The sequence below is a fragment of the Enterobacter sp. CM29 genome, assembly GCF_013179605.1.
Taxonomy (GTDB): Bacteria; Pseudomonadota; Gammaproteobacteria; order Enterobacterales; family Enterobacteriaceae; genus Enterobacter; species Enterobacter intestinihominis.
In genome coordinates this window covers 20,191-33,922 of the sequence record NZ_JABMCU010000019.1, presented here as the reverse complement: position 1 = coordinate 33,922, position 13,732 = coordinate 20,191, and the positions used below count along the sequence as shown (strand labels likewise).

Annotated in this window: 10 protein-coding genes, 1 pseudogene and 1 riboswitch; of the genes and pseudogenes, 7 read left to right on the top strand and 4 right to left on the bottom strand. The window is 56.6% G+C overall.

Translation table 11 applies throughout. From position 1 onward, the window contains the following. The 4 genes and pseudogenes from HP459_RS23735 to HP459_RS04485 all read left to right on the top strand — a co-directional run. A pseudogene (locus HP459_RS23735) lies at positions 1 to 87 on the top strand (fimbrial protein); the annotation flags it as partial. A 76-nt stretch (positions 88 to 163) separates the two neighbouring features. Further along, a complete protein-coding gene (locus tag HP459_RS04495) occupies positions 164 to 2,608 on the top strand; it encodes a fimbria/pilus outer membrane usher protein (protein WP_063200024.1) in 2,445 nt (814 codons plus the stop codon). Positions 2,609 to 2,617: 9 nt separating this feature from the next. Continuing rightward, a complete protein-coding gene (locus HP459_RS04490) occupies positions 2,618 to 3,436 on the top strand; it encodes a molecular chaperone (RefSeq protein ID WP_171935970.1) in 819 nt (272 codons plus the stop codon). Then, the gene (locus tag HP459_RS04485; protein WP_171935969.1) at positions 3,363 to 4,424 is read left to right on the top strand and encodes a type 1 fimbrial protein; all 1,062 of its coding nucleotides are present in this window, start codon (positions 3,363 to 3,365) and stop codon (positions 4,422 to 4,424) included. The genes HP459_RS04490 and HP459_RS04485 overlap by 74 nt, the downstream gene beginning before the upstream one ends. 44 nt (positions 4,425 to 4,468) lie before the next feature. Here HP459_RS04485 and ribB read toward each other — a convergent pair whose 3' ends face one another. Beyond that, positions 4,469 to 5,122, bottom strand: a complete 654-nt coding sequence (ribB, locus tag HP459_RS04480; RefSeq protein ID WP_003862538.1) for a 3,4-dihydroxy-2-butanone-4-phosphate synthase — start codon at positions 5,120 to 5,122, stop codon at positions 4,469 to 4,471. Positions 5,123 to 5,227: 105 nt separating this feature from the next. Then, positions 5,228 to 5,378, bottom strand: a riboswitch (FMN riboswitch). Between the two features lie 120 nt (positions 5,379 to 5,498). On the opposite strand from ribB, the gene ubiK reads away from it, so the two are divergent. Continuing rightward, positions 5,499 to 5,795 (top strand): ubiquinone biosynthesis accessory factor UbiK, encoded by a 297-nt coding sequence (gene ubiK / locus HP459_RS04475; RefSeq protein WP_000566823.1) that lies wholly within the window; start codon positions 5,499 to 5,501, stop codon positions 5,793 to 5,795. A 114-nt stretch (positions 5,796 to 5,909) separates the two neighbouring features. Here the strand turns inward: ubiK and hldE are convergent, their stop codons facing one another. From hldE to HP459_RS04460, 3 genes are read right to left on the bottom strand one after another with little or no spacing between them, the layout of a single operon-like run. Next, on the bottom strand, positions 5,910 to 7,340 hold the full coding sequence (hldE, locus tag HP459_RS04470; RefSeq protein WP_063149087.1) for a bifunctional D-glycero-beta-D-manno-heptose-7-phosphate kinase/D-glycero-beta-D-manno-heptose 1-phosphate adenylyltransferase HldE: 1,431 nt from the start codon (positions 7,338 to 7,340) through the stop codon (positions 5,910 to 5,912). A 40-nt stretch (positions 7,341 to 7,380) separates the two neighbouring features. Beyond that, positions 7,381 to 10,236, bottom strand: coding sequence for a bifunctional [glutamate--ammonia ligase]-adenylyl-L-tyrosine phosphorylase/[glutamate--ammonia-ligase] adenylyltransferase (glnE, locus tag HP459_RS04465; RefSeq protein ID WP_155025586.1), 2,856 nt, complete (start codon positions 10,234 to 10,236; stop codon positions 7,381 to 7,383). A 21-nt stretch (positions 10,237 to 10,257) separates the two neighbouring features. Then, on the bottom strand, positions 10,258 to 11,559 hold the full coding sequence (locus HP459_RS04460) for an inorganic triphosphatase (RefSeq protein WP_171935968.1): 1,302 nt from the start codon (positions 11,557 to 11,559) through the stop codon (positions 10,258 to 10,260). A 237-nt stretch (positions 11,560 to 11,796) separates the two neighbouring features. Between HP459_RS04460 and HP459_RS04455 the strand changes: the two genes are divergently transcribed. Next, a complete protein-coding gene (locus HP459_RS04455; RefSeq protein ID WP_001303390.1) occupies positions 11,797 to 12,417 on the top strand; it encodes a TIGR04211 family SH3 domain-containing protein in 621 nt (206 codons plus the stop codon). Positions 12,418 to 12,477: 60 nt separating this feature from the next. After that, positions 12,478 to 13,719 carry a multifunctional CCA addition/repair protein gene (locus HP459_RS04450; protein WP_171935967.1) on the top strand — a complete coding sequence of 414 codons (1,242 nt, stop codon included), beginning with the start codon at positions 12,478 to 12,480 and terminating at the stop codon, positions 13,717 to 13,719. The last annotated feature ends 13 nt before the right edge of the window (positions 13,720 to 13,732 follow it).

Here is a 13,732-nt window from a genome sequence, read left to right as displayed (position 1 = left end):
AAAGCGGTTATGGAAGTCCCCACGGGTAAAACTGCGACGGCAGGCCAGGTTGAAGCCACGGCTAACTACGTCCTGTTGTACAAATAATTCTGTTACGTAACAGTATTAGCCGACTGGTAATTCATGCCGGTCGGCATCCTTTATATATTCGAGTAACAGGATGATGACATACAAATTACAATGGATAATCATCATTGCATCCCTGTTAATGACGAGACTTACCTCTGCCACTGAATTTAATATAAACGCCATCGATAAAGATCAGCGCGGCAGCGTCGATTTATCACGTTTTAAAGATCAAATATCGGTTACGCCGGGAAGCTATTTCGTTACCGTTTCAGTTAATGATATTCCGCTGGCAAATGGCTGGCTCCTTCGCTGGAGAGAAATAAATAATGCAGTTCAAGTGTGTATTCCTCCCGAACTGGCCGATACATTTGCGTTACAGGATGAGGTTCGTCACGCTTTGCCAGAAAAAGAGGGATGCGTTGATTTCGCCGCCAGACCAGACATCAGATTTACGTTTGAGCAAGATAGCCAATCCCTGAATGTGACGATCCCCCAGGCGTGGCTGCAATACCGTGCGGTGGACTGGATGCCGCCATCCACCTGGGACAACGGCGTGCCGGGCGTACTGCTGGATTACAATCTTTTTGCCAGCCATTATCAGCCCAATAGCGGCAGCAGCAATAACAACGCCAATACCTATGGCACCGTCGGTGCGAACATGGGCGCGTGGCGCCTGCGAAGCGATTACCAGTACACGCGAAGCGATACTGAAGCAGGCTCAGAGCAGGATGGCCGTTTTTCACGCGTATATATGTTCCGCCCTCTGCCCTCAATCGGAGCGAAACTGACGCTGGGTGAAACGGATTTCCAGTCCGCAATTTTTGACGCCTTTACCTATACCGGCGCATCGCTAATCAGCGAAGAACGTATGCTGCCATGGTCGCTGCGCGGCTATGCTCCGCAGATTACCGGGATAGCGCAAACCAACGCCACGGTGACCGTAAGCCTTGCCGATCGCGTGATTTACCAAAGTAAAGTGCCACCAGGCCCGTTTGTTATTCAGGATCTTAACCAGTCGGTTCAGGGCACGCTGGACGTCAAAGTCACGGAAGAGGACGGCCGCGTCAGCACCTTCCAGGTCTCTGCCGAGTCCGTGCCGTTTTTAACGCGCAAGGGTCAGGTTCGCTACAAGTTCGCGGCGGGTAAAGTGCGCCAGGGTGCCTCCCATGACGTTGAAGATAACGCCTTCATGAGCGGCGAATTTTCCTGGGGCATGCTGTCACACACCTCCCTGTATGGCGGCACGCTGACTGATGGCGACGGTTATCGTTCCGTCGCTGCCGGGATCGGCCAGAATATGGACTGGCTGGGGGCGCTCTCTTTTGACGTCACGCAGGCCACCAGCCAGCTGCCACACCAGCGCAGTCAGACGGGTTACAGCTATCGCATTAACTACAGCAAGCGTTTCGATACCACCGGCAGTCAGCTTACGCTTGCCAGCTACCGCTACTCAGACCCCCAGTTTTTGAGCTACGCCCGCTACCTTGATTATGACGACGGTGACCGCCAGTCGGAGAAACAAACCCTGAGCATGACGGCAAGCCAGTACATTTCAGCGTTATCCCTGAACCTGTACGTCAACATGCTGCGTCAGACATGGTGGAATGATTCACCTTCCACGACCGGCAGCATCACGGCGGGCTACAACTTTGATATGGGCCGCTGGAAGAACCTCGGCGTAACCCTGTCCTGGAGTAAAACGCATTACGATGAGGAAGACGAAAGTGACGATACTCAGTTCTATCTCTCGCTCAGCGTACCGCTCGATCCCGATCATCGTCTTAACTATGACCTGCGTAACAGCGACACGCTGAGTCATAACGTGTCGTGGTATGACACGTCGGATCGCAATAATACCTGGGGCGTTTCCGCAGGCGCGGAGAGCGGAAAGCCAGATTCCGGCGCGCAGGTCAGCGGGAATTATCAGCATTATTCTACGTACGGCGATCTCAATCTCTCAGGCAGCTATAAAGCTGACGAATATAACTCCCTCAGCGCGAGCTGGAGTGGTTCCTTCACCTCAACGGCGAAAGGCGCCGCGCTGCACCGGCGAAGCTACGGTAATGAACCTCGTGTGATGGTCAGCACCGACGGGGTAGGCAATATCCCGCTGAACATGTCGCGAGATGAGACCAACCGTTTTGGCATCGGCGTTTTACCGTCATTCTCCAGCTATTCCCCCTCCAGCGTGCAGGTCAATCTGAACAACCTCCCTGATGGCGTGGACGTAGACAACCGCGTCGTGACCTCAACCTGGACTGAGGGAGCCATTGGTTATCGTCAGATTGCCACGCGCGCAGGTAAGGACGTGACAGGCGTTCTGCGAATGTCATCAGGAGCGCCACCTCTCGGGGCGATTGTTCGCCTGGAAGCAAGCAATTTGCAGGTTGGGATGGTGGCCGATGAAGGCCGCGTCTGGCTGGCCGCCGTTGAGCCAGAACAGCAGTTTCGCGTGACATGGGGCGACAACCAACAGTGTCGCTTCTCGTTACCTTCTCACTTAGAAAACAGTATGCAGTTGATACTGCCGTGTCAGTAAGAAATCATCATGAAATTAACGCCGTTTAAAAGCCTGTGCCTGATGCTAACCAGCACAGCATTTGCTACCCACGCAGCCATTAATCTGGACCGCACGCGCATTGTTTTTCCAGAAAGCGACAAGGCCAGCAGCCTGAAAGTGGACAATCAGAGCAAGGTGCTGCCTTATCTGGCGCTCTCCTGGATTGAAGATGAAAAGGGACAAAAAGAAGATACGCACTTTATGGCGCTTCCCCCCATTCAACGTATCGAAGCGGGCACCTCGTCGCAGATAAGGATTGTTAAACAAGCCACTACTCGCCAGCTGCCAGGAGACAGGGAATCGCTGTTTTATTTCAACCTGCGTGAAGTACCGCCAAAAAACACCAGCGCCAGCGAGGAGCGCAGCGTGATGCAGGTAGCAATGCAGAGCCGAATTAAGCTGTTCTGGCGTCCAGAAGCGATTAGCAAAAAATCCGGCGAACTGACTGAAATGCGAATGGAAATTTCCGCCAACGCGGATGGGCTCACGGTCCACAACCCTACGCCGTACTACATCACGCTGGCGTGGCTGAGCAAAAATGCTAAAACCATGCTGCCGGGTTTTGACAGTCTGATGATTGCGCCTTTCGCCACGGCAACCGCGTCTACCGGCGATTACCACGGTAGTTATTACAGCATCGGCTATATCGACGATTACGGTGCCCTGAAAAAAGTCGACGTGCAGTGCACCGGAACGGCGCAATGTAAACTTACCGAACGGAAAATCGATAAAGATGCGAAAGCTCGCTATTGTCCTGCTTACATTGCTGCTTTCAGCGCTACCTTTGGAAGATGCGATGGCGCTTAACTGTTATCTGGGTGGCTCTGGCGGTTCCGTCGAGGAGACAAAAACGATCTCCCCCTTTGCCATACCCAGCAACGCCCAAATTGGCCAAAAAATATGGGAGTCTGATGACATTAGGATTCCGGTGACGTGTGACAACAACGTCTCGAGCAATTTTAAGCCGGAAGATGTCTTTGCCTGGGTAAATCCTTATCCTACCGCAACTGATCCCTATTATGAGCTGGGCGTCACCTATGAAGGTATAGATTACGATGCTACAGGTCAGCCCAACGGCGTGGATACCCGCCAGTGTCTGGACAACAATAACATCACTATTTACACCCCTGCTCAAATCCGCCAGATGGGTTGGGAGAATCGCATTTGCTCTGGTAATCCGGATGATATCCATATTTCGCGCACATTCGTCGCCCGATTACGACTTTTCGTGAGAATAAAGGCTGTGCCGCCGCATGGCTATGTCAGTTCGCTCAGCGATTACATCGTTGTGCAATTTGACGGTAAGGGCGGCGTTAATCAGATGGCCGACGCGAAGAACCTGAAGTATCACATCAACGGGCTGCAAAACATTACGGTCCTTGATTGCGGGGCGACGTTTAGCATTTACCCTGAGAATCAGGAGATCGACTTCGGCACTTTCAGTGCGCGCGACATTGTGAATCAGCAGAAGCGTATTCGCATGTTTTCAATACGAACCACCAAAGTGCAGGATGCCCAGTGCTCGGACGGATTTAAGATGGACTCGTCATTTTACACAACCGAAACGCTCAGCGCAGACGACACCGCGGTACTGATAGGGAATGGGTTAAAGCTGCGTATTCTTAACGGAACGGAGCCTTACACATTCAACCAGTACAAGGAATACGCCGATTTTACGGGCGATATGATGAATCTTGAGCAAAACTACACGGCTGAACTTTCGCGGGATGAAGGAAAAGCGATTCAGTCCGGGCCGTTTGAAACCGTGGTACTGTTCAAAATTAACTACCACTAGAAACAAAAAAGCCGGGTTTCCCCGGCTTTTTCACATCAGCATGTTCAGCTGGCTTTACGCTCATGCGCCCGGCGGTATTCAACCAGGTCTTCAATCGTCACCACTGGCATATTGTGCAGACGCGCAAAGGTGATGCACTCCGGCGCGCGCGCCATGGTGCCATCATCGTTGGTCAGTTCGCACAGCACGCCTGCGGGTTTGAAGCCAGCCAGCGTCACCAGATCGATGGTCGCTTCGGTATGACCACCACGGGTCAGCACGCCGCCCGGCTGCGCGCGCAGCGGGAAGACATGACCAGGGCGGTGCAGATCGGAGGGTTTTGCACCATCAGCAATCGCTGCACGCACAGTAGTCAGGCGGTCAGCCGCCGACACCCCGGTGGTGACGCCATGTGCCGCTTCAATGGTCACGGTGAAGCCGGTACCAAAGGCGCTGGTGTTGTTTTCAACCATCATCGGCAGATCAAGCTGCTGGCGACGGTCTTCGGTGATGCACAGGCATACGATGCCGCTACCGTGACGGATGGTCAGCGCCATCTGCTCAACGGTCATGTTCTCGGCGGCAAAAATCATGTCGCCTTCGTTTTCACGGTTTTCATCGTCAAGCACCATCACACCGCGGCCTTCGCGCAGTGCATCCAGTGCATGTTCAACACGTTGAGTTGAAGTGCCAAAAGAGGAAAGTAGCGTCTGATTCATGGTAAAAAAACCTCATTAACTTTATGGTTACCAGAATCAGGGCAGTCTTAGGAGCGCCGTACTAGCGGCAAAAAAATAACGTGAGCGGGCCTTGCCCGACTGGATCGTTACTCTCTCCCATCCGGACTCTAACCGTCGGCCCCGGAATTACACCGGATCTGCTGACCTTTGAGAATTCACCCAAAGCGCTCGCGGGCTTTCAGCGTTAAGCTGATTTACCGCCGGTGGGGAATTTCGCCCCGCCCTGAGAATAAGCGAGATAACTATAACGCTATTGATTACCCTGGGCAATGCATAAGCTTCAAACAATTTTGTTTAACCCGCGGCATGACGCGCTACAATAGGCACTAACACCTTTTCATCAAGGGAAACGACAATGATTGACCCAAAGAAAATTGAGCAGATCGCGCGTCAGGTTCATGAGTCCATGCCGAAAGGTATTCGTGAGTTTGGTGATGACGTTGAGAAGAAAATTCGCCAGACGTTGCAGGCACAGTTGGTTCGCCTTGATTTAGTCAGCCGCGAAGAGTTTGACGTGCAGACGCAGGTGCTGCTACGCACCCGCGAGAAGCTGGCGCTGCTGGAACAGCGTCTGAGCGAGCTGGAGAGCCGCAATGCGCCGGAAGAGGTGAAGCCAGCGCCAGCTATTCCACCGGTGGATGACCAGGCATAGTGCGGCCTGTTGTGCCCGGTGGCGGCTACGCCTTACCGGGCCTACATGAACGCGTAGGTCGGGTAAGGCGCAGCCGCCACCCGACATAAAAAAACGGGCCAACTGGCCCGTTTTTTACTGACTGTCTTTCTGGATCTTCTTAATGATGTTAGTGGTTGAACACCCGTCCTCAAAGTTGAGCACCATCACTTCACCGCCATTCGCCCAGACCTCTTCGCTACCTGCGATTTGCTCTGGCTTGTAATCACCGCCCTTCACCAGCAGGTCAGGCAGAATTCCGGCAATCAGGCGCTGCGGGGTGTCTTCTTCAAATGAGACCACCCAGTCCACCGCTTCCAGCGCGCCGAGCACTATCATGCGCTGCTCCAGCGGGTTCACCGGACGCGTTTCACCCTTCAGACGTTTGGTTGAGGCATCGCTGTTGACCGCCACAATCAGGCGGTCGCCCAGCTTGCGCGCATTCGCCAGATACGAGACATGACCCGCATGCAGGATGTCGAACACGCCGTTCGTCATCACCACTTTTTCACCGCGTTTGCGCGCGGCGGCAACGGCCACTTTCAGCTCGTCTTCGGTCATGACGCCAAAGCCGGTATCCGCACGCCCACGCACCGCATTTTCCAGCTCGATTGGCGAAACGGTGGAGGTTCCGAGTTTACCGACGACCACGCCCGCCGCGGCGTTCGCGAAGTAGCACGCTTCTTCCAGAGTGTTACCCGCCGCCAGCGTCGCCGCCAGCACGCCGATCACCGTATCACCGGCACCGGTCACGTCGTACACTTCCTGCGCCTGGGTTGGCATATGCAGCGGCGCCTTGCCCGGTTGCAGCAGCGTCATGCCCTGTTCTGAACGGGTCACCAGCAGCGCAGACAGCTCGAAATCAGCGATGATTTTCATGCCGCGCTCAACCAGCTCTTCTTCAGTTTTGCACTTGCCCGCCACCGCTTCGAACTCAGAGAGGTTGGGCGTCAGGAGGGTTGCGCCGCGATAGCGCTCAAAATCGGTGCCTTTCGGGTCGATCAGCACCGGAACGCTGGCTTTGCGCGCCAGCTGGATCATGGTCTGCACGCTCGCCAGCGCACCTTTGGCATAATCAGACAGCACCAGCGCGCCGATATTGCCCAGCGCCTGGCTAATGCGCTCGTGCAGCGGCTCAGGATCAACGCCTTCGAACCCTTCCTCAAAGTCGAGGCGGATCAGCTGCTGGTTGCGCGACAGCACGCGCAGCTTGGTGATGGTTGGGTGGGTCGGAACAGAAACGAAGTCGCACTTCACGTTCACGTCCGCCAGCGACTGGCTCAGCGCACGCGCCGCATCGTCAATGCCGGTCAGGCCCACCAGACGCGAATGCGCGCCCAGCGAGGCTATGTTCATCGCCACGTTTGCCGCGCCGCCTGGACGTTCTTCAATGGTGTCGACCTTAACTACCGGCACCGGCGCTTCCGGAGAGATACGGCTGGTCGGCCCATACCAGTAGCGATCCAGCATCACATCCCCGACAACCATAACTCCAGCACGTTCAAACTCTGGCAGTGTTACTTTCATTCCTGACTCCAGAAAGATTCACAATTTGCGCGCGATAATATCACACTTGTTTTGTTACGCACGGTTCCACCAGCCACTTCTGCCAGCTTGCGGTCACCTGCGCGCGTTCATCGGTGAAACCGTCCAGCGCCACATGGCCCGGCTGTTCCTGTAAGGCCAGATGGTGCAGCTCGTCACGCAGCGTGGTGTAGGCGCGGGTTAATGCCTGCGCCTCCTGCTCATCCATAATGTCGTTCTGCGCCAGCAGTTCCAGTATGCGCACGTTATCCGACCAGCGGGTCAGCTTCGGCTTATCGTGCGCGTGCAACAGCACCAGATACTGAGTGATAAACTCAATATCGGTAATCCCGCCCTCATCAGCTTTGATATCAAAGCGATCGCGATGTTTGTTGCCAAGGTGCGCGCGCATTTTCTCACGCATTTCCCGCACTTCGGTTTGCAGCGTACAGCCTTCGCGCGGGGTCGTCATGACCGCCTTGCGGATCGCATCGAACTGCGTTTTGAGCTGCGGATCGCCGTACACCACGCGGGCGCGCACCAGCGCCTGATGCTCCCACGTCCAGGCTTCGTTCTTCTGATAGTCGGCAAAAGCCTCCGTGGAGGTAACCAGCATGCCTGCCGCGCCGGACGGGCGCAGACGCGCATCCACTTCATACAGAATGCCGGATGAGGTGCGAGTGCTGAACAGGTGCATGATGCGCTGGGCCAGGCGCAGGTAGAACTGCCGCCCGTCGATTTCGCGCTCGCCGTCGGTCATCACGTCAACCGGACAGTCGTGCAGGAAAATCAGATCCAGATCGGAGCTGTAGCCCAGCTCCCAGCCGCCCAGCTTGCCGTAACCCACCACCGCAAAACCGCGGCCTTCACGGTCAGCAAGGTGCTTCGGCTGCCCGTAGCGGGCCACCATCTGCACCCACGCCTGGTGGACCACCGCGTCGATGATCGCTTCCGCCAGCCAGGTTAAGTGATCGCTCACTTTCATTACCGGCAGGGTACCGGCGATATCTGCCGCCGCCACGCGCAACATCTGTGCCTGCTTAAACTGACGCAGCGCCTCAAGCTGTTGCTCTTCGTCCTCTTCCGGCACGCGCAGCAGATACTGACGCAGCTCGTCGCGGTAAGCATCCGTCGCCGTCGGCTGATAGAGCGTATTCGGGTCGAGCAGTTCGTCGAGCAGCAGCGGATAACGCGCCAGCTTGTTCGCCACCATCGGGGAGGCGGCGCAAAGGGAAATCAGATGCTTCAGCGCGCCGGGAAACTCACTTAACAGTTCAAGGTAGGTGGTACGCGTGACGATCCCGCTCAGGAGCGGCATCATGCGCGACAGCGGCACCGGCGCATCCTCGCGGGAGCAGACATCGCTCAGCAGATGCGGCATCAGATGATCCAGCACCTGCCGACCGCGCGGGCCAATGGCGCGTTTGTTCAGTTCGAGACGGAAATCAGCAATCAACGCCACCACGCGATGGCGGGCATCGTCGCTTAAGTGCGCCAGCACCGGCGTGGTGTCATCTTCCTGAAGCGCGTCCTGCCACAGTTCGCGCCAGTGCTCGGAGAGCGCATCGTCCTGCGATTCACTTTCGTCGTCGCCGATCAGATCGTTAAAGATGCGGCGCACGCCCGCCATATGCGCTTCCAGCCGTTCCGTCAGCGCTGCCCAGTCATCCACCCGCATCCCCCAGGCCAGACGCGCCCGGTTCAGCTCATCGCCCGGTAACGTCTGGGTCTGTTCGTCGTTGATACTTTGCAGCAAATTTTCCAGACGACGCAGGAAGAGATAAGCGTCACGCAGCGTTTGCGCATCGCCTTCCGGCAGCAGATGCAGCTGCTCGATAGCGCTCAGCGTCGGCAGCAGCGAGCGGGATTGCAGAGAAGGTTCACGCCCGCCGCGTATCAGCTGGAAGACCTGGACGATAAATTCGATCTCACGAATACCGCCCGCGCCGAGCTTGATGTTGTCCTTCAGGCCACGGCGACGCACCTCGCGGGCAATCATCCCTTTCATATTTCGCAGGGACTGGATAACGCTAAAGTCGATGTAGCGGCGGAACACGAACGGGCGCAGCATGGCGCGCAGCTCGTTGGCGTAGGCATCGTCGCTGTCGCCCATGATCCGCGCTTTGACCATCGCGTAACGCTCCCAGTCGCGCCCCTGCTCCTGGTAATAATCTTCCAGCGCGGCAAAGCTCAGCACCAGTGGCCCGCTATCGCCAAACGGACGCAGACGCATGTCCACGCGGTAGACAAAACCATCCTGGGTGGGCTGATCCAGCGCCTTAATCAGCCGTTGCCCCAGGCGGGTAAAGAACTGGGCGTTGTCCAGCTCGCGACGACCGCCGCGCGTGGTGCCGTTCTCCGGCCAGGCAAAAATCAGGTCGATGTCTGAGGAAAAATTGAGCTCGCAGCCGCCCAGCTTGCCCATCCCCAGAATCAACAGCGGTTGCGGAACCCCGTCTTCGCTGCACGGCGTGCCCCACTCTTTACAGCAGGCGGCGTAGAGCCAGTCCCGCGCGGCGACGATCAGCGTCTGCGCCAGCTCGCTCAACTGCTGCAAGGTGCTCTCTTCACTCACCAGCTCCAGCGCCTGCGCCCAGGCAATGCGTACCATCACCCGGCGGCGGAACTGACGCAGAACGCGCATCAGCGTGGGTTCATCTGCCACCTCTGCCAGCGCGGTTTGCAGCCAGCCAGCATAATGCCGCCACTCGTCAGCCTGCGGCGGCGCGCTTTCCAGCGCTGCCAGCCAGTCCGGGTAAGCGCTGACGCTCTCCTGCACAAAATCACTGAACGTGAGCACGCTTTTCGCCTGCTCGCTTAACGATGACGCGGGTAACGACTCAGGCAGGCGTTCACAAACGGTCTGCCAGTGCTGCTGTAACTGCGAAGAAAGCGGCATATCAGGGGTTCCTTGCCAGAATTAACGTTTTCCGCTGTGCAGCCAGTACGGATCCTGCGAAATGGCCTCGTTGCGGAAATGCTCGATCTCAATCTGCTGACGGGTCTCGATGGCATGCTTAAGCCCCTGCCAGTTCTCCAGCCAGGCCTGCGCCTTCACGCCCTCATACGCACCTGACAGCAGCAACATGCTGTCGATGTTACGCGCCAGGCGGGGAAGCTGATCGCCATACTGGTCGCCCAGCGGATGCGCGAAGGTGGTTCGCAGCTCGGCCGCGTGACGGGAGAGGTGGATATCCGCAAAACGTTTGAAGTTTTCCGCGATTTTAGTCTGCCCTTTCGCATCGAGGAAAATGCGCCAGCCGCGCGTCACCAGAAATTCGGTCAACGCCAGTTTCGCGCTGGCGTTTTGCGGGCTGTAGATCGCCGTTTGTGCCGACACGTCAGAAAGCATCAGCGTTTCGGTTTGAGTGAGCAGATCACGTAAGTGAGCGCTGGCTTTACGCGGTACAATACCGCCGAACAACGCCAGGGTGTGACGCACCAGACCCATAGCAGCGAGCACCTGTTTTTTGGCATTTTTCACGTTACGCGCCCACAGCTCCTCGTGGTACTGCCACTGAGAGAGCGCCAGCTCCAGCGCCGCTTCCATGCCCTGCTCAACGGAGGCTTTCGGCACAACGCGCAGAATCGGGGTTTCTCGCAGCACGCGCGGCGCATTCCCGGCGGCCAGGTGATAGCCGCGCGCCGCTTTACTCAGGCTGCCCTGACGCAGGCCAGGCTGGTTCACCAGCTTGTGCGCCAGCTTCAGCACGTCGCTCGCCTCACCTTCCAGCAGTTCAAGCTCCAGCTCGCAGATCGGCTCCTGCTCTTCACCAGCCTTAATTTCACCCCGATCAAACGCGATCTCAATACGGCTCTTGCCTTCCGTCACCAGCCATTTCTCGCGCCAGAAATCGGTGCTGAACAGCGGTTGCGCCTCTGTCGACAGCGTTGCGGGCAGCGCCCCTTCCGGCCACACTTCCGCCGGAAAACGATCCAGCTCAAGTTCTGGCTTACTGATGTCGATATTGTATTCCGGACGCTGGTGCAAACCGCCCACCACGCGACCGGCGATTTTCATCGTCATCTCGTAGCGCCCGTTCGCACCACGGATGCGCAGGCCCATATCGTGGTTGCGCAGCCAGTTGTCCGGCGTTTCGTAATAGATGTTGAGCAGCTGTACGGGTTCATGGTGCTCGCCGGACAGCGTATTCAGATGCTGGCGGAGCGCGTCAGCGCTGTCTTTTTCGACGATAAACTTTAATTCGATCTCTTGTGCCATAGCCTTGTACTTTTGCGTGCGTCACAGACGCGTCGATGAAGGCGAACTTCCTCGCCATTTGTTTGTCAGTACATAGTATTTTGCGCCAAATTGCCACGCAATGAGCAATTTGACGGGCGTAAAAGTTTAAAGCGGTGGAAATCATGACACAGATGATTCCGATTGATGATGAATCCTTTGCGTAGCGACACTGATACCACTACTATCGTTCCACTTTTTATGAAAATAACGACTGATATGCTTAAATTACGCCTGATTGGACTTACTTTACTCGCTTTTAGCGCCGCAACCGCGGTCCACGCTGAAGAGAAACGTTACGTTTCTGATGAACTGAATACCTGGGTACGCAGCGGCCCTGGAGACAATTATCGCCTCGTGGGTACGGTAAATGCCGGCGAGGAAGTGACTCTGCTGCAAACTAACGCAGACACCAATTACGGTCAGGTTCGTGACAGCTCTGGCCGCACCTCATGGATCCCGCTGAAAGAGCTAAGCACAGTGCCAAGCCTGCGCACCCGCGTGCCGGATCTGGAAAATCAGGTGAAAACCCTGACCGATAAGCTGAACAACATTGACGGTACCTGGAACCAGCGCACCGCAGAGATGCAGCAGAAAGTGGCGCAAAGCGACAGCGTGATCGCCGGTCTGAAAGACGAAAATCAGAAGCTGAAAAATGAGCTGATCGTCGCACAGAAGAAAGTAAACGCCGCTAATCTACAGCTGGATGACAAACAACGCACCATCATCATGCAGTGGTTTATGTATGGCGGCGGCGTACTGGGCGTCGGTCTGGTGCTGGGTCTGGTGCTTCCTCACCTTATCCCAAGCCGTAAACGTAAAGACCGCTGGATGAACTAACTCGTCTTCTCTGCCACACTTACGTATCATCTTGCGAAAAGAGAAAACGGGAGTGTTGGCGTGAAGAGTTATCTGGTCGGTGGTGCGGTACGTGATGCGTTATTAGGTCTGCCGGTCAAAGATAAAGATTGGGTCGTGGTCGGTGCCACGCCCGAAGCGATGATTGACGCGGGCTACCAGCAGGTAGGCCGCGATTTTCCTGTGTTCCTCCATCCGAAAAGCCGCGAAGAGTACGCCCTGGCGCGTACCGAACGGAAATCGGGTTCCGGTTATACCGGCTTCACCTGCTATGCCGCGCCGGATGTAACGCTGGAGCAGGACTTACTGCGCCGCGATCTCACCATTAACGCCCTGGCGCAGGACGAAAACGGACATATCATCGACGCCTACGGCGGCCAGAACGATCTGCGCGATCGTCTTTTACGCCATATTTCCCCCGCCTTTTCTGAAGATCCGCTTCGCGTACTGCGCGTGGCGCGTTTTGCCGCCCGTTATGCCCATCTGAGCTTCCGTATCGCCGACGAGACGATGGCGCTGATGACGGCCATGACCGACGCGGGCGAGCTGGAACACCTGACGCCAGAACGCGTCTGGAAAGAGACCGAAAACGCCCTGACCACCCGCAACCCACAGGTCTTTTTCCAGGTTCTGCGCGACTGCGGGGCGCTGAAAGTGCTGTTCCCGGAAATAGACGCGCTGTTTGGCGTGCCCGCCCCGGCGAAATGGCACCCGGAAATTGATACCGGCATTCACACCCTGATGACGCTGAGCATGGCCGCTATGCTCAGCCCTGAAGTGGACGTGCGCTTTTCCACCCTCTGCCATGACCTCGGCAAGGGGTTAACGCCAAAGGAGTTGTGGCCACGCCACCACGGGCACGGTCCGGCTGGCGTAAAGCTGGTTGAAGGGCTTTGCCAGCGCCTGCGCGTGCCGAATGACATTCGCGATCTGGCAAAACTGGTCGCCGAGTTCCACGACCTGATCCACACCTTCCCGATCCTGAAACCCGCCACCATCGTCAGGCTGTTCGATAACATCGACGCCTGGCGCAAGCCGCAGCGCGTGGAGCAAATTGCGCTGACCAGCGAAGCGGACGTGCGCGGCCGTACCGGGTTTGAAGCGTCCGATTATCCGCAGGGTCTTTTGCTGCGCGAGGCGTGGGAAATCGCAAAAGCGGTGCCAACGAAAGAGGTGGTGGAGGCAGGGTTTAAAGGCCCGGAGATCCGCGAAGAGCTGACGAAACGGCGGATTGATGCGGTTGCGGCGTGGAAGGAAAAACGTTGCCCTCAGCCGAAAGACTGAGGGCGGTCGGTCA